This is a genomic window from Collinsella sp. AM24-1 (genome assembly GCF_003470325.1).
Taxonomy (GTDB): Bacteria; Actinomycetota; Coriobacteriia; order Coriobacteriales; family Coriobacteriaceae; genus Collinsella.
In genome coordinates this window covers 1-23706 of sequence record NZ_QRHM01000029.1, presented here as the reverse complement: position 1 = coordinate 23706, position 23706 = coordinate 1, and the positions used below count along the sequence as shown (strand labels likewise).

Here is a 23706-nt window from a genome sequence, read left to right as displayed (position 1 = left end):
TGAAAAAATGCTTGACCATTATTCAGTCCCTGTGCATAATAATCAACAAGTCGCGGCGTTACCTCAGCTGGATAGAGGGTCTGACTACGAATCAGAACGTCATAGGTTCGAATCCTATACGCCGCACCATTTGAGATTAAAGCTCCCGGCAACGGGGGCTTTTCTTTTACGTAAACACCGCATGGATTCGAACCTCGGTCGAGGCGCGGGCGTAAAGAAAACGCGGAGCGTTTTTAGCCCGCGGGCGAGCACGCCGGCAGGCGGGCGAAGCCGGTGCGGATCCGCGCAGCGGATGCGCGGAATCCTATACGCCGCACCATTTGAGATTAAAGCTCCCGGCAACGGGGGCTTTTCTTTTACGCCAGCTTGAGTGCTTTCGTCCAAAGGGACGATTTCCTGTCGACTCGTGTAAGATTCCGAGTAGATGTCGCGACTTATTCGCGACCGCTCCTTCTCAAGCGACCGATTAGGGTGATATTTCGTGGCAGAGCGTCCGACATACAAGCTCAGGTTTCTCGATCCCAAGAAGCGCTTTCCGGCGATGTCCGAGCAGCCTGCGGGACGCTCATATGGCGTGGTCTGGAAACTCTTTGGCGAGGATCAGCATGAATCTTGTTATGTCGTCGAATTCGTTGGCAAAAGCCATGTGTCGCTTTTGGGCTACGTAAGCGTTTCGGGTGAGGTGTACAAGGTGGACCGCCCCGTTAGCGAGGCTCCGCTGCCCAACGATCCCGACATGGAACTGGTCCTTGACGAGTCGGACTCCGGTATTGGTGAGATTATGGTGAGGGGAGCAAACGGCACGATGCGCGCGTGCGCGCGAACCGTCGGCTCTCCCGAAGGCCCCATGCGCGAACAGTCCGATCACGAGACATGGAATTCGACCCGCTCCCTTCCTTACGGTGAGTTCATGGCATCGATGTTCCTGCGCTACGTGATATTCGCTGACTCCGAAAATACCATTGCGAGCACGGCGGACGCCGACGGACTCGACGAGGGTATGCAAAACGTTGTCGACAAGATCAAGCTCGTAAAGTTGCCCGAGCCGGTCGAGGTGTTTTTGGGCTTTAACACGGCACCGCTCCCTGACGCTATCGAGACGCTGCTCTACCGCGTTGACCATGCCGAGAATCCGAGCGGTATCGAGCGCTATGCCGCCGCCCTTATGAGTGAAATTGACTTGCCCCGCTTGCGCACCATCGCCGCTAAGTCCGAGATGAGCCTGGCTCGCATCGATCGCTCAAAGCTTTTCTATCTCAATTTTGATCGCAGCCTGCTGGACCAGGACGAGATTGACATGCTGCTTGCCATCGAGTGCCGTCTTAACCGTCTCTCCGGCATCCTTGAGCACATCGGGGCCGGATTGGTCCCTGCGGCATCCTCGCCGAGCCTTGAGGGCTGCGCGCTCTTTGATGCGTGGCATATCGCCAAGACGACCAACGATGTTCCCCGACTGCTCGATACGGCCTCGAGCGATAACCCGTGGGGCAAACCGGGTACGGTGGCTTGCCAGCCGGGCGGTGAGTGGGATGTGCGTACCCGCTTCGCGCGTATTGTCGAGGCACTTAACGTGGTCACGCGGCTCGACTATACCTATCGGGCAAACGTTGCCGAGGGGATCATGCTCGTTCGGTTTGGGCAGTCTGTCGTTGATGCCATGCCGCAACGTGAATACGACGCTCAAGATGACGCCTGGCGCGAGTTGGACGAGGACGCGCGTGCGATCTGGGCCGCGGAGCACGATGCGCGCGTGGCACTCACGCTTGCAGCAGCGTGTTTTGCCGCGGGCACCTGCATCACGCGCTGCTATGTGCAGATTGCTGCTCCCGGCAGTGAGCAGGGCGAGCGCGTTGTCGCAACGTATTTCTTTGGGCGCGCGGCCTATCTGGCCGATTGCGTGCCTGTCGTCAAGGATCTTGAGAGCATGGACATGGACGATATGCCGTGCAAGCGTGTACTTGAGGCGTATGAGTCAACCGCTCCGGAGACGATTGAGCCTGCGGAGGTTCATGCTCGTCCGCGTGATGACCATCGCACGCTGCCGCCGGCGCTGCGCGATCTGCTGCTTGCCGATACGGCTGACGAGTTGGAGGTCATGGAAGAGGACGACGACCCATACGTGGCCCGTGTTGTTGAATTGCGCGAGCAGGCAAAAGTCGACCGTACAGGTGCTTTTGAAGGCTTTTCCCGTCTTGTCGAGGAGTTGGAGGCTAAGTGCGCCGTCGCCGAGCTTTTGGCGACAGGTCCGGTTCAAACGCAGTTTTGCGATAACCAGCTGGTGCGCATGGTGCTACCGGTGTTGGAAGAAGACCGCTCTGTGCGAATCCTTCGTGCGCCCGATGCGCTGTACTTTGCCCAGCACGAGATCTGCAGTTTTTACGCCGAGCAAGAGGACTTTGAACGAGCACTGCCCGAGGTGCGCCATCTTTACGATCTGGCGCGCTCGTCCATGCAGTCGCACTTTGCGCTCATCAACGTGCTCGCGCGTCTGGAGCGCTTTGACGAGATTATCGAGGTGGCGCGCCACGGCCTACGTATTGCCAGCGATCGTTCTGCAATCGGCTACCTGTTCTATCGCTTGGCGTTTGCCTATTGGAATTGCGATCAGCTCGACCTGGCGCTGGCTTGTTACCGTCTGGTGCCGCGCGGCGAGGAGTCGGGCAGCAGCGCGCTGGAAGAAATGCAGGGCCTTATGAACGAGATGGGTGTCAGCGAGCCTCCGACGTTCGAGGAAGCGGTCGAGACCATCCGCAGGGCTGGACTCGAATTGCCGCCCGTGCCCGCGGTGGCCAACCAGCTTGCGGATGCCGCCGTGCAGCTGGTCGATAACGGCTTCTTTTTCCTGGCGCGCGGTTGCATCTTCCAAATGTGGCGTACCATGGGCAACGACGAGCTCGGCTCCCTCAACCGCTCGCTGGGGTAGGGGCGAAAACTGCAAGGAGGAAAGGCCGCCGGGCAATTAGAAAATTCCCTCTTGCCCAACTTCGACTGTTTGGTTACTATAGAACGGCTGTTACGGAGAGCTGACCGAGAGGCCGAAGGTGCTCGCCTGCTAAGCGAGTATGCCCCAAAAGGGCATCTGGGGTTCGAATCCCCAGCTCTCCGCCAGTACGAATTTGAAGAAGGGTCCCATTTGGGGCCCTTTTTATTATCAAGAATGGCGGCTGGGGATTCGAACCCGAGAGGGCACGGGCGTTAAGCAAACGCGAAAGCGTTTGTAGCCCGTGGGCGAAAAGCCGCCAGGCTTTGAAGCCGGAGGGCATGCGCAGCATGCCCGGACATCCCCAGCTCTCCGCCAGTACGAATTTGAAGAAGGGTCCCATTTGGGGCCCTTTTTATTATCAAGAATGGCGGCTGGGGATTCGAACCTCAAAAAAAGAGGCATCCTTTCGGACGCCTCCCTTCAGTGGGCTTATTATTCTTGCGCACTACACCTCGGGCGCCTTGGCGACGGTCTCGCTTTCTGTCGTGAGCGGGCGGTTGTCGATGCGGCGGCCCAAGCGATCGAGCTTCACGAGTAGCCACTCAATGGGATTCGGCCCTGCGCCTTCCTCGTCGGCAACCAGGTCCATGACGGCGATCTTGGTGCCATCCTGCTTGAGCGTAACGCTGCCCACCTTGTCGCCCACATGCACCGTGCCCGAAAGATCGTCGTAGCTAACCTTTTCGGTCACCTCGCCGGCAAGGGAAAACACGGTCGCTTGCGCCGTAGGATCGGCGAGCGTGGCGTCGATCGTCTTATCCGTCCAGTCGGTTTGGCCAATGCGCGCCATAAGTGGGTTGCCGTTGGCGGTCTTTTCCTGCGTGTTGGCGATTGCGACCGTCACCTTGTGACCGTAGTACCAATTGGCAAGGGTTGCGGTATCGGTAAAGCGCTGGTCGGTGGTGGTGGAGTTCAAAACGACGGTGTAGATCTCGTCGCCATCGCGGTTGTAGGCACCCGTAAAGCAATAGCCTGCATCATCGGTGGTGCCGGTCTTGCCACCGATGTTGCCATCTTGGCCTAGCAAATAGTTATGCGTGTCCATGGAATGCGAATGGTCGGTGCCGTCGGCGCCCGTGACCTCGATCCAGGAATCTTCGCTCGCTACGACCTCGCGGATCGTGTCGTTTTTCATGGCCTCCTGCATCATCAGCGCTACGTCGTGTGCGGTTGAGTGCATATCGCCAGCCCACTCATCAAAGTCCAGACCATGCGGGTTTTCAAAAAGCGTGCCGGTGCAACCGAGCTTCTTAGCGCGCTCGTTCATGGCTTTCACAAATGTTGCCTCGGCGTCTTTGGTCTTAGGGTCGATCTTCTTGCCCACATATTCGGCGAGCACGATGGCGGCGTCGTTGCCCGAGGGAATCATCAGGCCGCGCAGTGCCTGCTTCACGGTGAGCTCGTCGCCTTCGAGTAGGCCGGCTGTTGAATTGCCCACGGTGGCTGCGGCGTTGCTCACCGTGGCCTTCTCGTCCATCTTGCAATTCTCGACGGTTAGGATTGCGGTCATGACCTTGGTGATCGAGGCAATCTTGACCTGCTCATCGGCGCCGCGGGCATAGTAGACGGTGCCGTCTTTGCCCATGACGAGGGCATTGGTCGCATCGATATCGGGCAGGTTTTCGGCCGTGATGCCGCGCGCATCGGCGGTTTTGCCGCAAACATTGTCGGTCGTGAGTACTTGGGCGCCGGCGACGGTGGGCACGCCAGCGGCAAGGGCGATAGCGCAGACAAAGCCGGCGGCAAGCTGGGCTGAGCGCTTTGCAAAAGAGGTGAGGGACTTCACGGATTTCGCTTTCGACGGGATGGTCTCTTCTGGAACTAGAGTATATCGTTTGCCGGCGTCGGCGATCATCGCGTGCGTGCGTGGCCCACATCCGCGCCCGAACGGGCACAAGGGTGCTTAAGGCCGACTTAATCACCCACGCTTGTTGTGTGTGGCGTGCGTCGCCTCGGGCATAATGGAGCGCGAGAGGAGCACGCATGAACGAGCGCATTTTGGTAGTTGATGACGAGAAGGTCATCGCCGACTTGGTTGGTATCTACCTTACAAAAGAGGGCTTTGATGTCCAGATTGCCTACAGCGGGGCTGATGCGGCCAAGGCGATTCTGGAGCAGGAGTTTGATCTGGCGCTGCTGGATGTCATGCTGCCTGATATCGACGGCTTTGAGCTGCTACGCACCATCCGCGCTAGCCATACCTACCCCGTTATTATGTTGACGGCACGCGATGCCCAGCAGGATAAGATCGAGGGGCTCTCGCTTGGCGCGGACGATTACGTGGTTAAGCCGTTCCGTCCGCTGGAGCTCATCGCGCGCGTGCACGCTCAGCTTCGCCGCTACACCAGCTACGGTAGCCGCTCGCAGGCGGCCGAGTCGCCGACCATCCAGCTCGACGGCCTGGAGATCAACCGCGATGCTCGTTCCGTAACGGTGGACGGTGCACCGGTACGCCTCACGCCCATCGAGTATTCCATCTTGCTGTATCTGGTTGAGCATCGCGGCAGCGTGGTAGCCGTGGAGGATCTGTTCCGCGCGGTGTGGAACGAGGATTTTATGCCCGGCTCCAACAATACGGTGATGGTGCACATTCGCCACCTGCGCGAAAAGATTGGCGACGACGCTCAAAAGCCGCGCTTTATCAAAAACGTCTGGGGTGTCGGCTACATAATCGAATAGCGCCTTTGATGGTGGGGAAGTGGATATGACAAAAGACGATAGGCAGGCATTCGAGGTGCCCGATCGACTCTTTGAATACGTACGGGCAGTCGTCGACAACCGCGCGCTTGCGACGGTGCTGCTCTTTTTGCTGAGCCTGCTGCTGATTGGCATCGACAACATCGCCGGAGTCTTAGCGGTGCTGCTTGTCGGCTTTTTGCTGATCGATCGATTCGAAATCGTGCGCCGTTGCGTGGTGATTGGCGGTGCCGCGTGGGCCATGACGTTGGCGATTGGCGCCATGGCGCTCGGCGGCATCGAAGGGCCGGTGTTGTTCGATGCCGGCTTTGTATTCAACATGCTTGGCTTTGTGCTGGCGCTTGCCGTGTGCGTGCTGTTCTTTTGCGGCCGCGCCCTGTACTACCATGGCTACGAGCAGGGCGAGCAGCATGCCGATTGTGTGCTGGCCGCTCGTATTCAAGATCGCCTGATCGATCACCCCGACACCTGGGATAACATCGACGGCGACTTCTTGGAGGTCGAGGGCGCCCTTAACCGCGTGCGTGACCGTGAGCGCAAGGTGCAGCAAGCTCTGCGTGACGAGTCGCATCGCAAGGACGATTTGGTCACGTACTTGGCACATGACCTACGCACCCCGCTTGCCAGTGTGGTGGGCTACCTTTCGCTCTTGCAGGAGGCCCCCGATTTGCCGCTTGAGCAGCGCACGCGTTTTACGGGCGTGGCGCTCGACAAGGCGCACCGGCTCGATGCGCTCATCGAGGAGTTCTTCGATATCACGCGCTTTGACTTCCACGATATCGTGCTCACGCGCGGCTATGTTGATCTGGGGTTGCTGCTGGCTCAGGTGGCTGACGAGTTCTATCCCATCCTCAACGAGCAGCATAAGGAAGCCCAAGTTGATATTCGCGAGGACCTGACGGTGCTCGTGGATGGCGACAAGATGGCCCGCGTGTTCAACAACATCATGAAAAACGCCGTCGCCTATAGCTACGAGGGCTCGACTATCACGATTGAGGCCAGGCGCCAAGACGATGGTGGCGTGCGCGTGCGCTTTATCAATCAGGGCGATCCTATCCCTGCGGCTAAGCTCAAGGTAATCTTTGAGAAGTTCTATCGCCTGGATGCGGCGCGTGCGACCAATCGCGGTGGTGCCGGTTTGGGCCTTGCTATTGCCAAGGAGATCATCGCGGCACACGGCGGTACCGTTGCATGCGAATCGACGCCCGAACACACGATATTCACCATCGAGCTGCCCGCCGCATAGCTAGCGTGCCCTTACAAACACTTGACAATGTGCTCACGTGCGTATGAGCCGCGATTCCTACTATCGATACTGCTGAATTGATATCGATATGGAGGTGTGCGGTATGACGGCTGCTGCGGCTGTGGAGCCCACGGAGCTTGAAGAACTCATGGAAGCGCAGGCCGAGGCCGCGCATGAGCGCGAGGTTGGGGATGCGACTCGCCCCACGGCAGAGGATCTTGCCGCCTCGCCGACGCGCATCGACGTCGAGGGCATCGACCTGTTCTATGGCGACCACCATGCGCTCAAGGACGTGAATATCAAGATCCGCGACAAGCAGATCACCTCGTTCATCGGGCCTTCGGGCTGCGGAAAGTCCACGTTGCTGCGCTGCTTTAACCGCATGAACGACGGCATCAAGGATTGCCGCATCGAGGGCAAGATTGCGCTCGATGGTCAAGATATCCTGGGCGATTGCGACATCTGCCGTTTGCGCCAGCGCGTGGGCATGGTGTTCCAACGCCCCAACCCATTTCCCATGAGCATCTACGACAACGTCGCCTACGGTCCTCGCGGTATGGGTGTGCGCGACCGCGCCGTGCTCGATGAGCTGGTCGAGGACTCCCTGCGTCGCGCTGCCCTGTGGGACGAGGTCAAGGACAAGCTCAAAGAGTCGGGCCTGGGTCTTTCGGGTGGACAGCAGCAGCGCCTGTGCATCGCCCGCGCACTTGCCGTGCAGCCCGACATTCTGCTGATGGACGAGCCGACCTCGGCGCTCGACCCCGTGTCGACGCTCGTGGTGGAGCAGCTTGCCTGCGAGCTCAAGGAAACCTGCACGCTGGTGGTCGTGACGCACAACATGCAGCAGGCCGCGCGTATTTCCGATTCGGTTGCGTTCTTTTTGCTGGGTGAGCTGGTGGAGCACGCGCCTACCGCGCAACTCTTCAAAAATCCGTCCGATCCGCGCACGGCGGATTATTTGACGGGGCGTTTTGGCTGACGCTGTCTTTTACAGGTGCTTTTAGGGTTAAGATGCGGTCATATCGGCCGCAAAGGGGTTCAACATGATCTATTACGTCGAGGACGATGACAACATCAGGGATTTGACAGTCTACGCGCTGCACAAGCAGGGAATCGAGGCCGAGGGCTTTTCGTGTGATGGCGAGTTTAAAGCTGCCGTGGCGCGACGGGTGCCCGATGCTGTGCTGCTCGATATCATGCTGCCCGACACCGATGGCTTGGCGATTATGCGCCGCCTGCGTGCCGATCGCCTGACGGCGACGGTGCCCATCATGATGCTTACCGCCAAGGACACCGAACTCGACAAGGTGATGGCGCTCGATGGCGGTGCCGACGATTACCTGACTAAGCCGTTTTCGCTCATGGAGCTTGCGAGCCGCTGCCGCGCACTGCTGCGTCGCGGTGGCATGGTCAAGCAGGCGAGCGATGTGCTCAGCGTGGGCGACATCGTGCTTTCGCCCAGCCATCGCGAGGTGACCGTTGCCGGCGAGCCGCTTAAGCTCACCCTGCGCGAGTTCGACCTGCTCGAGTACCTCATGCGCAAGCCCGGCGTGGTCTTTACCCGAGAGTCGTTGCTGCAGAGCGTGTGGGGCTGGGACTTCGACGGCGGTTCGCGCACCGTTGACGTGCACGTGCAGACGCTTCGCCAAAAACTGGGCGAGCATGCCAGCGCCATCGAGACCGTGCGCGGCGTGGGTTATCGCCTGGCCGAGCCTTCTGCCGGTGATGGTGCCGAAGGCGACGACACCGCGGCCACCGCATCGGAGGAGTAACCCGTGGTCTTCGCCCCCCAGGGAAAACATACGCTGTCGCACCGCGTTTTTGTGACGATCTTTGTCTGCGCCATGGCGGTTATCGTGGCGTTTACGGTGCTGGGTGCGTTCTTTGTGCAAAACACTTTGGCGGATGCCACGAGTGCCAATCTGGCGCAGGAAACCGAGCTCATTGCTGCCGCCCTCGACGAGCAGCAGGAGCCCATCCCGTTCTTGCGAAGCCTCGATCGCGAGGATCTTCGTATCACGCTGATCAATAAGGACGGATCTGTTGCCTACGACAACGAGGCGTCGCCTTCCACACTGCCCAACCATGGCGATCGCCCCGAGGTCATCGAGGCCTTTGAGAGTGGTTCGGGTTCCGCGGAGCGCGCAAGCTCTACACTCGACGAGATTATGCTGTATCGCGCCGTCACCCTTGATAACGGCCAGGTCGTTCGCTTGGCGCAGGCCCAGCCTGGCGTTGCGGCGATTTTGCTGTCGATGCTGGCGCCGATGCTGCTTATCGCAGCAGCGGGTGCAGTACTCTCGTTTTTTATGGCGCGCCGTGAGTCCCGTGCCATCATCGCGCCGTTGCAAGAGGTGGATTTGGATCACCCACGCCGTAGCTATGAGCACGCCTATGCCGAGATGGTCCCCATGCTTGAGCGCATCGAGTCGCAGCGCCAGGAACTCAAGCGCCAAATGGCGGTGCTAGCGGACAACGACCGTATGCGCCGCGAGTTCACGGCGAATATCACCCATGAGCTCAAGACGCCGCTTACGGCGATTTCGGGCTATGCCGAGCTCATCGCAAATGGCATGGTCGAGGGCGAGGACGACCTGCGCAACTTTGGCGGTCGCATCTATCGTGAGGCGGGCCGCTTGGCAGCGCTTGTCAACGACATCCTTACGCTGTCTAACTTGGACGAGGCCGAACGTGCAACTGAAGGCGAGGCAGTGCCCATTGGGTCCACGGAGCCTATTGAGCTCTCGCGTGCGATCTACGCGGTTGAGCAGCGTCTTGAACAGGTCGCCCGTCAGGTGAATGTGACGATAAGTCATGAGACCAAGCCTGTGGTCATCGAAGGCGTGTCGCGCTTGGTCGACGAGCTCATCTATAATCTGGCAAGCAACGCCATCCGCTACAATCGGCCCGGCGGTACGGTTACGCTGCAGTGCGGCACCAACGACAAAGGCCATCCGTTCCTCGCTGTCGCCGACACGGGAATCGGTATCGCGCCTGAAGAACAGGGCAAGGTATTTGAGCGGTTCTATCGCGTGGACAAGAGTAGGTCCAAGGCACGCGGCGGAACCGGCCTGGGGCTTGCCATTGTCAAGCATGCGGCCCTGTATCATCACGCCACGCTCGATCTATCGAGCGAGTTGGGCGTGGGAACCACCATTACGGTGGCGTTTCCCATACAGCAGGACGAGCCATTCGCATAGCGATACAACATAGATAATGATGTAGACGCCGCATTTGACTTTCGGGTGCGGCGTTGTTGTGCAATTTTACGATTGCTTCCGACATTTTTACAGGAGAGCCTGTTTCTTATGTATAGAGTTTGGTCTCGGTAAAAAGATGCGATAACATACGGACAGTTTTGTCAATCCGAACTGGGGAAATGAAAGGCAAGCTGCATGACCCTTCTCGAACTGTTCCAGCTGCTGAAGAAGCACCTCAAGCTGGTCATCACCCTTCCGGTGGTCTGCGCGATCGCCATGGGCATCGTGTCCTTCGTTGCGATGGACAACACCTATACCGCGACGACGAGCATGTACATTCTCGCCAAGACCGACGATAGCGGTCAGATGAGCTACAACGATCTCTCGGCGAGCCAGATGCTTTCCAACGATATCGCCACGCTGCTGGATAGCGATAGCGTTAAGAGCGGCGCCGCCAAAGAACTGGGCCTCACCGATTTGGATGACTACAAGGTGTCTGTTTCCTCCGAGACCACCACGCGTGTCATTACGCTTTCGGTTACCGGCACCGATGCCAAGGAGACGGCTGAGGTCGCAAAGGCCATTGCCAGCTCGGTGAGTACGGTCGCTCAGAACGTCGGCGCTGCCCAGAGCATCAACGTTATCGACGAGGCTAAGACCCCCGAAGCCCCCAGCGGCCCCAAGCGCACGCTGTATATTGCCGTCGCGTTCCTCGCCGGTATCTTTATCGCAGTTGCCTATGTCGTTTTGGCAGACATGCTCAATACCCGCATCCGCGGTGCCGAAGAGGCAGAAGAGCTCCTGGGTATTCCCGTTGTTGGCCGAATTCCGGCTATGAAAGGTGGTAAATAGGCATGGCTAAGGCAAAGAACACCGATAAGCTCGTTGTGCAGAATGCCGCCAAGACCCTTCTGGCCAACATCCGCTTTGCGAGCGTGGACGACCCCATTCGCACCATCACCGTTACCTCCTCGATTCCCAACGAGGGCAAGTCTACGGTTTCCATTAATCTTGCTCAGGCAATCGCCACGAGCGGCAAGAGTGTCCTGCTGGTCGAGGCTGATATGCGTCGCAGGTCCCTTGCCGATATGCTCGGCGTCCGCTCCCGCGGCGGACTCTATGCAGTCCTGTCCGAGCAGGTTTCTATCGACCAGGCGATTGTCGAGACAGGTCAGAAGAATTTCTACTTCCTCGATGCCGAGCCGCATATTCCCAATCCTGCCGACATCATCGTCTCCCATCGCTTTGCCAAGCTGGTCAAGGCACTGTCTGCTAAGTTCCAGTACGTCATCTTCGATGCTCCTCCGGTCGGCACCTTCATCGATGCTGCCGAGATTGCCAGCCTGACCGACGGCGCGCTGTTCGTGGTGCGCGAGGACTTTACCAAGCGCGAAGAGGCGCTCAACGCTATCGCCCAGCTTAAGAAGTCCGAGAAGGTCAAGCTCATCGGTACCGTCATGAATTACTGTGAGACCGAGACCAGCGAGTACTACTATTCTTACTACACCAAGGACGGTAAGAAGGTTAAGAAGGGCTCCGACGATCAGGGCACTTCCAAAAAGGGCATCTTCACCAACCGAGCAAACGTTTAGTTGATTAAGGCTGACCTATGCGTGACATTCATTGCCATATCTTGCCGGGTGTAGACGACGGCGCCGCCGATCTCGAAGAGAGCTTGGCGATGCTCGAGGCTGCCAAGCGGGCCGGTGTAACCAGAATCGTTTGCACTCCTCACTGCCGTGATCCCTATTTTGATTACGACAAGATGTGGGATGCCTTTGAGCTGCTGCGCGATAACGCTGACGGTTTTCCGCTCCAGATGGGCTTCGAGGTCAACCATCGAAAGCTCGTTGAGCTTGGTATCGATGCCGCGGATCACTTGCATTTCGATGGGACCAACGAGTTTCTGCTCGAGCTTTCGACGCATGCCGATGCGTATGCGTTTAGAGAGTACGAGAACACGATTTACGATTTGCAGTGCCGTGGCTACCAGGTGATCATCGCTCATCCTGAGCGCTATCGTGCGGTTCAAAAGGATGTAAGCGTGGCGGAGCGCCTGGTCGATATGGGCTGCAAGCTGCAGGCTTCGGCGGACTTTATTGCCGGCGGTCGCTTTGGTCGCGAGAAAAAGCCGGCACAGCGCCTGTTCGATCAGAACCTGTACAGCTTCATCGCGAGCGATGCCCATAACGTGGGTCATTACGACTGCCTGGCGAAGGCTCGCGCGAAGTTTAGCGTGCGCGGAGCTCATTTTCGCTAAAATCTGTCCCTAACGTTCGCATTGAATGAAAGGGCAGCCATGGATATCCAACTTAAGACGGGATGCTTTGATGACGCGGCGTTGGTGCGCCGCGTCGTTTTTATGGACGAGCAGGGCTACGAGAACGAGTTTGACGCTATCGACGAGGATCCGAACTGCATTCATGTGACGCTCTATGTAGACGGCGAGCTTGCCGGTTGCTCGCGCGTGTTTCCCGAAGAGCTTGAGCGTGCGGCTGACGCGGAGGCTCCGGTGTCGCCGGCGTGCGACTTGGACGAAGGCGTCGCGGCGGGGGAGACCTACATTATGGGGCGCGTGGCTGTGCTGCCGAGCATGCGCCGTCGCGGTCTGGCGAGCAAGATTGTCGAGGCCAGTGATACGCGCGCGCGTGATGCCGGCGCCAAGCTCATTAAGCTGCATGCGCAGGAATACGTGCTGCCGCTCTATGCCAAGGCGGGCTACACGCAGATTGCCCCGGTGGACTACGAAGACGAGGGCCAGCCCCATGCTTGGATGGCCAAGCGCGTAGATGGCAGATAGGGACGTTCCTTTCCTGCCGGCAGTCGGGGACACTCCTTGGCAATTGGCGTATCAGAGCGTTTGGACATACAGTTTTTCGATTCCGTATGTATATATGCGCGCTAATGGGTTATAAAATCTAAGTCTGGACATAGCAGGTCTGCGATGCGGCTCGGGCAACCGGGCCGTTTTTGCGGACGGGGGTAGCGCGAAAGGACTGCACATGCGTCAATTTAAGACCGAGAGCAAAAAACTGCTCGACCTCATGATCAACTCCATCTACACCAATAAGGAAATCTTCCTGCGCGAGCTTATCTCTAATGCGAGCGACGCCGTCGACAAGCTCAACTTTAAGAGCCTGCAGGACCCGAGTGTCAAACTCGACCAGGGCGACCTGGCTATTCGCGTCTCTTTTGATAAAGACGCCCGCACCATTACCATCTCGGATAACGGCATTGGCATGACCGCCGAGGAGCTCGAGCGCAATCTGGGCACCATCGCCCATTCCGGCTCCGAGGAGTTTAAGACCGAGAACGCCGAGCAACAGGGCTCCGATGTCGACATCATCGGCCAGTTTGGCGTGGGCTTCTACTCCGCCTTTATGGTCGCCAGCCACGTAAAGGTCGTCAGCCGCGCTTATGGCGAGGACACCGCTCACGTGTGGGAGTCTGATGGTCTTGAGGGTTACACCATCGAAGACGGCGAGCGCGCCGAGCACGGCACCGATGTCATCCTGACGCTGCGCGAGAACGAGAAGCTCGACGCCGACGGCGAGGCCGAGACCTACGATCGCTTCCTGACCGAGTGGGGCCTCAAGAGCCTGATTCAGCAGTACAGCAACTATGTGCGCTACCCGATTCAGATGATGGTGAGCAAGAGCCGCCAGAAACCCAAGCCCGAGGACGCCGGCGACGACTACAAGCCCGAGTACGAGGACTACCAGGAGCTCGAGACCATCAACTCCATGACGCCGATCTGGAAAAAGCGCAGCTCCGACGTTGAGCAGAAGGATTACAACGAGTTCTACAAGTCCACGTTCCACGACTTTGACGATCCCGCGCGCACTATCAGCTTCCATGCCGAGGGTACGCTTGAGTACGATGCGCTGCTGTTTGTGCCGGGCCGCGCCCCGTTCGATCTGTACAGCAAGGACTACGAGAAGGGCCTGGCGCTCTACAGCTCCAACGTGCTGATTATGGAGAAGTGCGACGACCTGCTGCCCGACTACTACAACTTTGTCCGCGGCGTCGTGGATTCTGCCGACGTGTCGCTCAACATCTCGCGTGAGACGCTGCAGCAGAACCGTCAGCTCAAGGCCATCGCCAAGCGCGTGGAGAAGAAGATTACCGCCGATCTTGAGGATATGCGCGACAACGACCGCGAGGCCTACGAGAAGTTCTTTGAGAACTTTGGCCGCGGTCTTAAGTACGGCATCTACTCGAGCTATGGCATGAAGGCCGATGAGCTCGCCGACCTGTTGCTGTTCTGGTCTGCCAAGGAACAGAAGATGATTACCCTGGCCGAGTATGCCAAGGGCATGCCTGAGGATCAGAAGGCCATCTACTACGCCGCCGGCGACTCGCGTGAGCGCTTGGCCAAGATGCCCGTGGTAAAGGGCGTGCTCGACCGCGGCTATGACGTGCTGCTGCTGACGCAGGATGTGGATGAGTTCACGTTCCAGGCTATGCGTGAGTACGTTGCCGCCGATATGCCCAAGATCTACGAGGACGATGCTGCCCGCGAGGCTGCCGAGAAGGCTGTGGCCGACGGTGCCGAGCCCGAGGTCGAGGATCGTCATCTAGAGCTCAAGAACGTTGCGACCGGTGATCTTGACCTGGCGACCGAGGACGAGAAGAAGGAGGCCGAGGACGCCACCAAGGAGAACGAGGACCTCTTTAGCGCTATGAAGGAGGCGCTCGGTGACAAGGTCGAGAAAGTCGCCGTCTCCGCGCGCCTGACCGATGCCCCCGCTTGTATCACCACCGAGGGCCCACTTTCGCTCGAGATGGAGAAGGTGCTCCAGAAGGGACCCGAGGGCGCGCCCGACGGCATGCCCAAGAGCCAACGCGTGCTCGAGCTCAACGCCAAGCACCCGGTCTTTGACAAGCTTGTCGCTGCCCAGAAGGCAGGCGACGCCGACAAGATCAAGCAGTACTCTGGTCTGCTCTACGATCAGGCCCTGCTGGTCGAGGGCATCCTCCCCGAGGACCCCGTTGCCTTCGCGGCGGCTGTTTGCAACTTGATGTAGTTAAGTAGTTACGCCTTTGGTTCCGCCGTTCTAACGAACGGCAGACCGGTCGACGCTGCAAACGCCCCTAAGCGGCAATCTGACGTTCAATCGTCGGTCGCGTACCGAAGTACGCTTCCCTCCTCTTTCACGTCACCTTGCTCGCTTAGGGGCGTTTTCGCTGACTTATGCTCAACCTGCGGCGCCTTCGTGGTCCAAAGTAGTCATTGGGGACGCTCTTAAACGACTGGTCATTCAAGAACGTCCCCGAGGACTATTCGGATTGCTGATTTGTGCGGGTTGTGGTTTTGTGACCTGCTAAAATTAAAGATACTGTACAACTGTACGTTAATTCGTCTTCGTAGTATATTGCTACCCGCAAAACTCGATACCATTGTGCGCTGAGACGCTAAAGCGCCTACGTACAATGGTTTTTGATAGTACGATTTGATTCAACGACAGGATGGATGGTCCAAGCGTGAGTCTCGGCAGCAAACTATCCAACGCAAAGGTCTCCTTTGCAATCTTTAAACGCGACATCAAGCGATTGATCGTGAACCCCGTCGCCCTGGTGGTTACCCTGGGCGTGTGCGTCATTCCCTCGCTGTATGCCTGGTACAACATCGTTGCCAACTGGGATCCGTACGGAAATTCCCAGGGCATTAAAATCGCCATCGCCAACAACGATCAAGGCACCCAAAACGACTTGGTGGGCGAGCTCAACGCGGGCGATAAGGTGGTCGACCAACTCAAGGAGAACGACCAGCTGGGCTGGACCTTCGTCGACTCGGCGGCAGATGCCAAAGAGGGCGTCGAAAGTGGCGAATACTATGCTGCCATCGTGATTCCCAAGAACTTCTCCGACAATCTCGTCTCGATGCTCGATGGCAATTACCATCAGCCGAAGCTCACCTATTACGTCAACGAGAAAAAGAGCGCCATTGCGCCCAAGGTCACCGATACCGGTGCCAACACCATCGAGGAGCAGATCAACTCTGAGTTTGTCTCCACGGTGGGCGAGACCGTCGCGGGCATTGCCAAAGATGCTGGCATTGACCTTAAAGACAAGGCAACCCAGACCCAGGATTCGCTGGCGGGCTCGGTGTCCGAGGCGTCTGATACCCTGGGCGAAGTACGTGATTCCATCGGCGACATGAACACCGCCATCGACAAGACAAGCAGCTCGATTGCTTCGGCCGATGCGGCACTTGCCGGTCTGCAGGGTCAGGCGCCGTCGCTGACGCAGGCGATCTCCCAGGGCAACGACCTGCTGGGCGAGGCTCGCGCCACGGCGGGTAACTCCATCACCTCGCTCTCCAAGGCGCTCTCGGGAGGCAGCCTTGCACTCACCAAGACGTCAGCCTCCGCGAACGCTGCGATTGGCAAGCTGACGGGCGCGGTCACATCTACGACCACCCGCATCGACAACTCGCTCGAGTCTCTCCAAGCGACGATTGACCACAACAGCGCTGTCATCGAGCGCCTGCAGATTCTCGCTAACGATACGTCGACGGGGTCGGCGGACGCCGACGCGCTCATCGCATCGACCATCAATTCGCTTCGCGAGCAAAACCAGAAGCTGCAGAGCATCAAGGATGGCCTCTCTGCGCAGTCGAGCGCCATGGCAAACGAAGCTACGGCAATCTCGAACGCGAGCAACGCACTCAACGCGGCAATTCAGACCGGTACGGCTAACCTCGGTCAGGCTCAGACCGATTTGGGACAGAACGCACTGCCGAAGGCTTCGAGCGCGCTTGACTCCTTTGCCGCCGTTTCGGGCGATTTGACCGGCATTGTATCGGGTATGACCCCCACGATAGCGAGCGCGCGCGGCACGCTGGCGCAGCTCGACGCCACGCTCAAGCAGGCAAAGACCACGCTGTCCCAAACCGACGCCTCCCTTGCCAAGGTTCAGGACAAGCTCGCGACCGCCGCCAATGACATTGCGGCGTTGCAGACCTCTGAGTCTATGGGCGAGTTAGCCGACCTTATGGACGTCGACGTCAATGACGTGGCAGATTTCATGGCATCTCCGGTTGAGCTGACATCCAAGTCAATCTATCCGGTCAAGAGCTTTGGCTCGGGCATCGCGCCCTTCTACACCAATCTGGCGCTGTGGGTAGGCGGCTATGTGCTCATCGCTATCTACAAACTCGAGGTCGACCGCGAGGGCATCGGTAGCTTTACGGCGCGTCAGGGCTACTTTGGCCGCTGGCTGCTCCTGGTGATCCTGGGCGCGTTCCAGGCCATCATCGTTACGGTAGGCGACCTAGTCATTGGCGTTCAGTGCGTCAATCCGCTGCTCTTTGTGCTGGGCGGCATCGCTATCTCGTTCACCTACGTCAATATCATCTATGCGCTGTCCACCACCTTTAAGCATATCGGTAAAGCCATTGGCGTCATCCTCGTCATTGTGCAGATCCCCGGCTCGTCGGGCATGTATCCCATCGAGATGATGCCCGGCTTCTTCCAATGGCTGCATCCGCTGCTGCCCTTCACCTATGGCATCAACCTGCTGCGCGAGACCGTCGGTGGCATGTATTCGTTCAACTACCTGTTCAACCTGTGCATCCTGGGCGTGTTCCTTATCATCGCGCTCTTTATCGGTCTGCAGCTGCGCCCGTTGCTGCTCAACCTCAATCTGCTCTTTGATAAGCAGCTTTCCACGACGGGTCTCATGATCTGCGAGTCCAACGACCTGCCGCGCCAACGTTATTCGCTGCGTACGGCCATGCGCGTCATGCTCGATTCGGATTCGTACCGTCGCGAGCTGCTCGATCATGCCGTGGCGTTTGAGCATCGCTACCCGTACTACATCAAGGGCGGTTTTGCCGCCGTGGTAGGCGTGCAGGTTCTGCTCTTTGTGCTTTCGACGGTGCTCGATATCGACAATAACGGCAAGATCATCCTGCTCGTTATCTGGATTATCTCGGTCATTGCCATCTGCGGCTGGCTCATCAACATCGAGTACATCCGTGCAAGCCTCAACACCCAGATGCGCATCTCGGCGCTTTCGGACGAGGACTTGCGCCGCGAGATGCGCGAGCACACGGCTGCCATCCCTGCCGCCCGTCGCATGTTTGGTCTCAACGCCAGCGAGCGGGGCACCAAGGACAGCGAACAGCCCACGAGCCGTCTGCCGCATATTGGTGCGCATCGTAAATCTCAGGGCAGCGACAGCACAGCTACAAATGATGGAGATACCACCCCGCTTGGCAAGCACTCTAAAGGAGGTGAGGCATAAATGAAGAACATCCTGCACCTGTTTAAGCGTGATGTCCAAAACGTGTCTCGCTCCGTGATCGGCATGGTCGTCGTGATGGGCCTCATTATCGTGCCGTGCCTGTACGCGTGGTTTAACATCGCCGGCAGCTGGGATCCGTACGGCAATACCGGCAACCTTAAGATTGCAGTGGTCAACACCGATGAGGGCTACGAGAGCGACCTGATTCCCGTCGAGATCAACGTGGGCGAAAACGTGACGGCGACCCTGCGCGGTAACGAGAACTTTGACTGGGTTGTCCTCAACGACCGCGATAAGGCGATTGAGGGCGTTAAGTCGGGCACATACTATGCCGCCGTCGTTATCCCCAAGACGTTTAGCGCCGACATGATGACGCTTTTCTCGACCAACGTGAAGCACGCCGACATCGAGTTCTACGAAAACCAGAAGGCTAACGCCATCGCCCAGATCGTGACCGAAAAGGGTTCGAGCGCCGTTCAGAGCCAGGTGAATGAGACCTTTACCAAGACCATCACGACCATCGGCCTTAAGACCGTGTCCAGCCTGCTCGATTACATGAGCACCGATCAGGTCAGCAGCTTTATCGCCAACCTGTCCTCGACACTGGGCGATTCGGTCGAGGACCTGCAGGACGTTCAAGCCAACGCGACTTCGCTGGCGGGCATTTTGAGTTCGACCTCCGATTCGTTGACGTCGGCGAGCGGTATGCTCCAGCAGACGGGTAAGGTCGATGAATCTACCAAGCAGTTGATGGAGCACGCCGAGAGCGGCATTAGTGATTCCAAGGAAGCACTCAAGGCCGCCAACGACGCCATCAACGCCGCGATTGACGGAAGTGCGGGCTCGTTTGACAACGTGTCCGCCGAGCTCGCGAAGGCTTTCGACGCCGCAAACCAGCATGTCAACGTTACGGTGACCCAGCTCAACGAAGCCGCGTCGGCACTCGAATCGCGTGCCAAGGAAATCGACGACACGGCCGACCAGCTCCGCAGCTTTGCCGATCAGGTGAGTGACGAAAAGCTCCAGGACAGCCTCAAGTCTGTGGCTACATCGCTGGGCAGGATCGCGACGGAGTATCGTAACAATGCCAACGACCTGAGGGCAACCGCAAAGTCCCTTTCCGACAGCATGGCAGAGGTCAACAGCACGCGTGCCGAGGTCGACCAGGCCATCGCCGATGCCAAGGCGGGCATCTCGGGCGCTAAGTCCGACTACGATTCCACGTTCTCGGTCAAGGCCAAGGAGCTCAAGAAAACTATTTCGGGCGTTCTGGATTCGCTCGACGGCATCTCGGGCGACCTGGATAGCGCTGTTGCCGGCCTGACCGACGCATCCGGTTCGCTGGCAAAGGGTCTCTCCAAGGCCGCAAAGCTGGTCAACAAGGCTTCCGATCAGCTGGGCGAGGCGTCGGACAAGATCAGCGCGTTCAAGGACGAGCTCGACGGCGCCCTGATGTCGGGTGACCTGGCGACGATCAAGACGATGATTGGCAACGACCCCGAGGGCCTGGCCGTGTCGCTTTCCGGCCCCGTTGCGCTCGACCGCAAGCCGGTCTATCCGATCCGCAACTACGGTTCGGCCATGGCGCCGTTCTATACGATTCTGTCGCTCTGGGTCGGCTCGATCGTACTGGCGGCCATGATGAAGGTCTCGGTCGACGACGAGCTCATCAACGAGCTCATCCCCGTACGCCTGCACGAGATCTATCTGGGCCGTTACCTGTTCTTTGGCGGTTTGGCCCTGCTGCAGGCAACGCTCGTGTGCGCGGGCGACATTCTGTTCTTTGGCATTCAGTGCGACAACCCGCTGCAGTTTGTGCTGGCGGGCTGGGTCGCGAGTCTCGTGTTCTCCAATATCGTCTACACGCTTACGGTTTCGTTTGGCGATATCGGCAAGGCGCTCGCTGTCGTGCTGTTGGTCATGCAGGTCGGCGGTTCGGGCGGCACGTTCCCCATCGAGATGACCGGCCCCGTGTTCCAGGCGATCTATCCGTTCCTGCCGTTTACTCACGGCATCAACGCCATGCATGCCGCCATGGCTGGCGCCTACCATATGGAGTACTGGATTGAGTTGGGTATCTTGGCGAGTTACCTGATTCCGTCGCTGGCCCTGGGCGTCGTCTTCCGCCGCCCGGTCATCAAAGCCAACGACTGGATCATCGAAAAGCTTGAAAGCACGAAGCTTATTTAGTGCAACAGTGTGACATTGACAAAACATCGAGGTTCACTTTGCTGACGCTTTAGTTGAGTGAATTGCATGGGCTGCTTGATTGTTGCTACAGTAGCGGGGCGTGCCGGGGGTCCGGCGCGTCCCGTTTTTATTTGACCATGAGGCGGCACGCAGCCATACGCGTGCGGACACCACGCCCAGTTTGAGTGTGAGGATGTTCCATGGCCCAATACGCTACCAACGAAATTGAAAACATGCCCGATAGCCCTGTTGCTCGCGAGGACCTGGGTGCGGGCGGCACCTCCCGTGGTGCCGGTGCTCGTTCGCCGTTGTTCTGGAAAGTTCTACTGCTTTCGGTGGCGATTATCTGGGGCTACTCCTTTACCACTATGAAGGACGCGCTCGACACCATCCCGGTGTTCGAGCTGGTCTATGTTCGCTTTCTCCCGGCATCACTGGTTATGTTTGCAATTTTCCATAAGCGCATCATCGCTCATTTCAATGCCCGCAACCTGATCGTCGGGCTTGGCATGGGCGCGCTCATGTGGGGTGCCTACGGTTTGCAGACGATCGGCCTGGCACAGACCACGGCGGGCAAGAGCGCTTTTTTGACCGGCACGTATTGCATCCTTGTGCCGTTTGCAAGCTATGTCCTGAGCGGTGAAAAGCTTACCCGGTATAACCTGGGTGCAGCGTTGTTGTGCCTGGCGGGTATTGGCCTGGTAGCGCTCGATAGCGTCGAGTTCAATGCCGGCGATGTTATTACCTTGGGCGGCGCGATCTTCTTCGCCATCCAGATGGCGGTGACTGCCAAGTACGGTCGCAAGATGGACATCAACGTCATCACGTTTTGGATGTTTGTGGGCAATGGCGTTTTGAGTTTAATCACGTCGCTGCTATTCGAGACTCAGGCGCCCCTCTCTGCATGGACGCCGGAGTTTATCGGTGTGGCTGTTTTCCTCTCGGTGGGCTGCACATGCGCGGCGCTGCTCGTCCAAAACGTCGGTTTGGCGCATGTCCCCGCCTCGACGGGCTCACTGCTTCTTTCGATGGAGTCGCCTTCGGGCGTGTTGTTTTCGGTGCTGCTGATGGGGGAGGCGCTCACCTCGCGCCTGCTCGCCGGCTTCGTGCTTATCTTCCTGTCGATTATCTTGAGCGAGACTCACTTCGATTTTTTGCGCAAAAAGCCGCGCCCGCAATTGTAAACAACTTGTTGCGCCGCCCTCTCGGGGCGGCATTTTTTATGCGTCGCCCTTAAAGTTGTACCTTGCACTTTACGCTATCAAAGTGCTTGCTGCCAAAACGTTACTGGAGGGCATTTATGGCACCAGCTCTGTCCGATCTTCAACCGCAATCAGCGCCCAAGGCCACCGCAGCGGCGCAGGCCGCTATCGGTGACGGTCTCGTTGCAGAAGCTCAGGCTTTTGCAGACGAGCTCGCTGTGTGGCGACACGATTTACACCAGATGCCCGAGCTGGGTAATAGCCTCCCGCAGACCTCTGCGTATATTCAAGCGCGCCTGACCGAGATGGAAATCCCATTTGCCACGCTCGTCGATGGTTCCTGTGTTGTGGGCCTTGTCGGCGCCGGTGCCGCCGCGGCCCAGGGCAATGGCGTCTGCACGGACGAACAGGCCGGTACGGTCATCATGCTTCGCGGCGACATGGATGCCCTGCCCGTTGTCGAGGAATCGGGCGAGCCTTTCGCTTCCACCAACGGCTGCATGCACGCTTGTGGCCACGATATGCATGCGACGGCGCTGCTCGGCGCGGCCCGTTTGCTCAAGGCCCGCGAGTCCGAGCTTGTCGACGCTAACGCCACAGTTAAGTTGCTGTTCCAGCCGGGCGAGGAAACCTTTGAGGGTGCCCGCGCCGCCATCGCCGACGGTCTGCTACAGAACCCGCGTTCCCAGGCCGCCTTTGCCATGCATGTCAATAGCCAGTCGCCGCTTGGCCTGGTGCTCTATGGGAGTCCGGCGCTCTCGGGCGTGTACGGTTTCCGCATCACGCTGCAGGGCAAGGGTGGCCATGGCTCGAGCCCCGAGATCTGCATCGACCCCATCACGGCCGGCGTGCATGTGCACCTGGCGCTTCAGGAGCTTGTCTCTCGCGAGGTGCCGGCGGCCAAGGAGGTCGCGCTTACCGTGGGTAAGTTCGCTGGCGGTTTGGCGGCCAACGTCATCCCCGACACCTGCGTGCTCGAGGGAACGTTGCGCGGCTTCGATGTCGAGCTCATGGCTCACCTTAAGACCCGCATCGCGGAGGTCGTCAACGGCGTTGCCGCAACATATCGTACGCTGGCAACCATCGAGACGCTTTCGGACGTTCCGCCGCTCGTGCTCGACAGCGATATGACCCAGGCCTCGCTTGGCTACGTGGGCGCGGTGCTGCCCAAGGCTGCCTTCCTGCCGCTATTCCACGCCATGGCGAGCGAGGATTTCGCACTTATCTCGAGCGAGATTCCAAGTGCGTACTTTACGGTGGGCGCGGCCGTGACCGATACGGACGAGCATTTTGCCCAGCATCATCCCAAGGCGCGCTTTAACGATGCCGAGCTTCCCCTCGGCGCCGCGGCTTATGCCGCCGTCGCTTTGGGCTACATCGCCGACCACCGGTAGCACCCAATCTTGCTACTCGTTCGTTAAAAAGGAGCAGTATGTCCCAGCAGCGTAAGTTCTTCCCCGGCTGGTTCGTGGTGGCCTCTGGCTTCGTGATCATGGCCACGTGCTACACCATTTTCGTCAACTGCATGAGCCTGTTCCAGCCGCTCATCGTCAGCGACTTGGGAATTTCTCTTGCGCAGTACAACATCTCCAACGCCCACGATCGCTGCGTCTAAGCAGTTTGGCATGGCCGATCTCGGCAAGGTCACGGGCACCATTACCTCGCTCGAGATGGTCGGCGGCACCGGGGGCCCCATCGTCTCGGGCGTGCTGTTCGATGCCACGGGCTCCTTTGCGAGCACCTGGATTGTGTGCCTGGCATGCTCCGTTGTCATGCTCGTGTTCCTGCTGGCATCCGAGCCCATCGCCGCCAAGCTGCGCGCGAGCGTGGCGGGGGAGTAGACGTCCGTCGCTCTTTTCTATTTGCCCCGTTCTATCCGTGGCTGCCCTGGAGGCCGAATAGATGCTCGTACCATCATTCGGTTTCCAGGGCGGCCAC

Annotated in this window: 18 protein-coding genes and 2 tRNA genes; 19 read left to right on the top strand and 1 reads right to left on the bottom strand. The window is 58.6% G+C overall.

Translation table 11 applies throughout. The annotated features are described in order from the left end of the window. Window positions 1-52 precede the first annotated feature (52 nt). The 3 genes from DW661_RS09155 (at window position 53) to DW661_RS09145 (ending at window position 3108) form a co-directional block, all read left to right on the top strand. Window positions 53-129 (top strand) — tRNA-Arg (locus DW661_RS09155). 352 nt (window positions 130-481) lie between these two features. Continuing rightward, the gene (locus DW661_RS09150; protein WP_117640788.1) at window positions 482-2923 is read left to right on the top strand and encodes a lipopolysaccharide assembly protein LapB; all 2442 of its coding nucleotides are present in this window, start codon (window positions 482-484) and stop codon (window positions 2921-2923) included. A 94-nt stretch (window positions 2924-3017) separates the two neighbouring features. After that, window positions 3018-3108, top strand: a tRNA-Ser gene (locus tag DW661_RS09145). A gap of 320 nt (window positions 3109-3428) precedes the next feature. On the opposite strand, the gene DW661_RS09140 is transcribed toward DW661_RS09145, so the two are convergent. After that, window positions 3429-4769, bottom strand: a complete 1341-nt coding sequence (locus tag DW661_RS09140) for a D-alanyl-D-alanine carboxypeptidase family protein (protein WP_158566556.1) — start codon at window positions 4767-4769, stop codon at window positions 3429-3431. Between the two features lie 197 nt (window positions 4770-4966). Here DW661_RS09140 and DW661_RS09135 point away from each other — a divergent pair, with 197 nt between their 5' ends. The 16 genes from DW661_RS09135 to DW661_RS09060 all read left to right on the top strand — a co-directional run bounded on the left by DW661_RS09135 (window position 4967) and on the right by DW661_RS09060 (window position 23609). Continuing rightward, window positions 4967-5662 carry a response regulator transcription factor gene (locus DW661_RS09135; RefSeq protein WP_118935395.1) on the top strand — a complete coding sequence of 232 codons (696 nt, stop codon included), beginning with the start codon at window positions 4967-4969 and terminating at the stop codon, window positions 5660-5662. Window positions 5663-5687: 25 nt separating this feature from the next. After that, window positions 5688-6926, top strand: coding sequence for a sensor histidine kinase KdpD (locus DW661_RS09130; RefSeq protein ID WP_118935394.1), 1239 nt, complete (start codon window positions 5688-5690; stop codon window positions 6924-6926). 103 nt (window positions 6927-7029) lie between these two features. Beyond that, the gene (pstB, locus tag DW661_RS09125) at window positions 7030-7905 is read left to right on the top strand and encodes a phosphate ABC transporter ATP-binding protein PstB (RefSeq protein WP_199409003.1); all 876 of its coding nucleotides are present in this window, start codon (window positions 7030-7032) and stop codon (window positions 7903-7905) included. Between the two features lie 64 nt (window positions 7906-7969). Then, window positions 7970-8698 carry a response regulator transcription factor gene (locus DW661_RS09120; RefSeq protein ID WP_117770432.1) on the top strand — a complete coding sequence of 243 codons (729 nt, stop codon included), beginning with the start codon at window positions 7970-7972 and terminating at the stop codon, window positions 8696-8698. A gap of 3 nt (window positions 8699-8701) precedes the next feature. Next, window positions 8702-10126: a cell wall metabolism sensor histidine kinase WalK gene (locus DW661_RS09115; RefSeq protein WP_117839800.1), complete on the top strand. Its 1425-nt coding sequence runs from the start codon at window positions 8702-8704 to the stop codon at window positions 10124-10126. Window positions 10127-10321: 195 nt separating this feature from the next. Next, a complete protein-coding gene (locus DW661_RS09110; protein ID WP_055250503.1) occupies window positions 10322-10978 on the top strand; it encodes a YveK family protein in 657 nt (218 codons plus the stop codon). Window positions 10979-10980: 2 nt separating this feature from the next. Next, window positions 10981-11718, top strand: coding sequence for a CpsD/CapB family tyrosine-protein kinase (locus DW661_RS09105; RefSeq protein WP_117736214.1), 738 nt, complete (start codon window positions 10981-10983; stop codon window positions 11716-11718). Window positions 11719-11735: 17 nt separating this feature from the next. Continuing rightward, the gene (locus DW661_RS09100; protein WP_055250497.1) at window positions 11736-12386 is read left to right on the top strand and encodes a tyrosine-protein phosphatase; all 651 of its coding nucleotides are present in this window, start codon (window positions 11736-11738) and stop codon (window positions 12384-12386) included. Between the two features lie 39 nt (window positions 12387-12425). After that, the gene (locus DW661_RS09095; protein ID WP_117839799.1) at window positions 12426-12926 is read left to right on the top strand and encodes a GNAT family N-acetyltransferase; all 501 of its coding nucleotides are present in this window, start codon (window positions 12426-12428) and stop codon (window positions 12924-12926) included. Window positions 12927-13128: 202 nt separating this feature from the next. Then, window positions 13129-15153 (top strand): molecular chaperone HtpG, encoded by a 2025-nt coding sequence (htpG, locus tag DW661_RS09090; protein WP_118935393.1) that lies wholly within the window; start codon window positions 13129-13131, stop codon window positions 15151-15153. A 457-nt stretch (window positions 15154-15610) separates the two neighbouring features. Further along, window positions 15611-18376 carry a YhgE/Pip domain-containing protein gene (locus tag DW661_RS09085; RefSeq protein ID WP_233547488.1) on the top strand — a complete coding sequence of 922 codons (2766 nt, stop codon included), beginning with the start codon at window positions 15611-15613 and terminating at the stop codon, window positions 18374-18376. Next, on the top strand, window positions 18377-20566 hold the full coding sequence (locus tag DW661_RS09080) for a YhgE/Pip domain-containing protein (protein ID WP_118935391.1): 2190 nt from the start codon (window positions 18377-18379) through the stop codon (window positions 20564-20566). Window positions 20567-20766: 200 nt separating this feature from the next. Next, the gene (locus DW661_RS09075; RefSeq protein ID WP_118935390.1) at window positions 20767-21750 is read left to right on the top strand and encodes a DMT family transporter; all 984 of its coding nucleotides are present in this window, start codon (window positions 20767-20769) and stop codon (window positions 21748-21750) included. A gap of 116 nt (window positions 21751-21866) precedes the next feature. Further along, complete coding sequence (locus DW661_RS09070; RefSeq protein WP_118935389.1) at window positions 21867-23162, top strand: M20 family metallopeptidase; 1296 nt, start codon at window positions 21867-21869, stop codon at window positions 23160-23162. A 38-nt stretch (window positions 23163-23200) separates the two neighbouring features. Then, on the top strand, window positions 23201-23383 hold the full coding sequence (locus DW661_RS09065; RefSeq protein WP_117640028.1) for a hypothetical protein: 183 nt from the start codon (window positions 23201-23203) through the stop codon (window positions 23381-23383). 10 nt (window positions 23384-23393) lie between these two features. Then, the gene (locus DW661_RS09060; protein ID WP_199584882.1) at window positions 23394-23609 is read left to right on the top strand and encodes a hypothetical protein; all 216 of its coding nucleotides are present in this window, start codon (window positions 23394-23396) and stop codon (window positions 23607-23609) included. The last annotated feature ends 97 nt before the right edge of the window (window positions 23610-23706 follow it).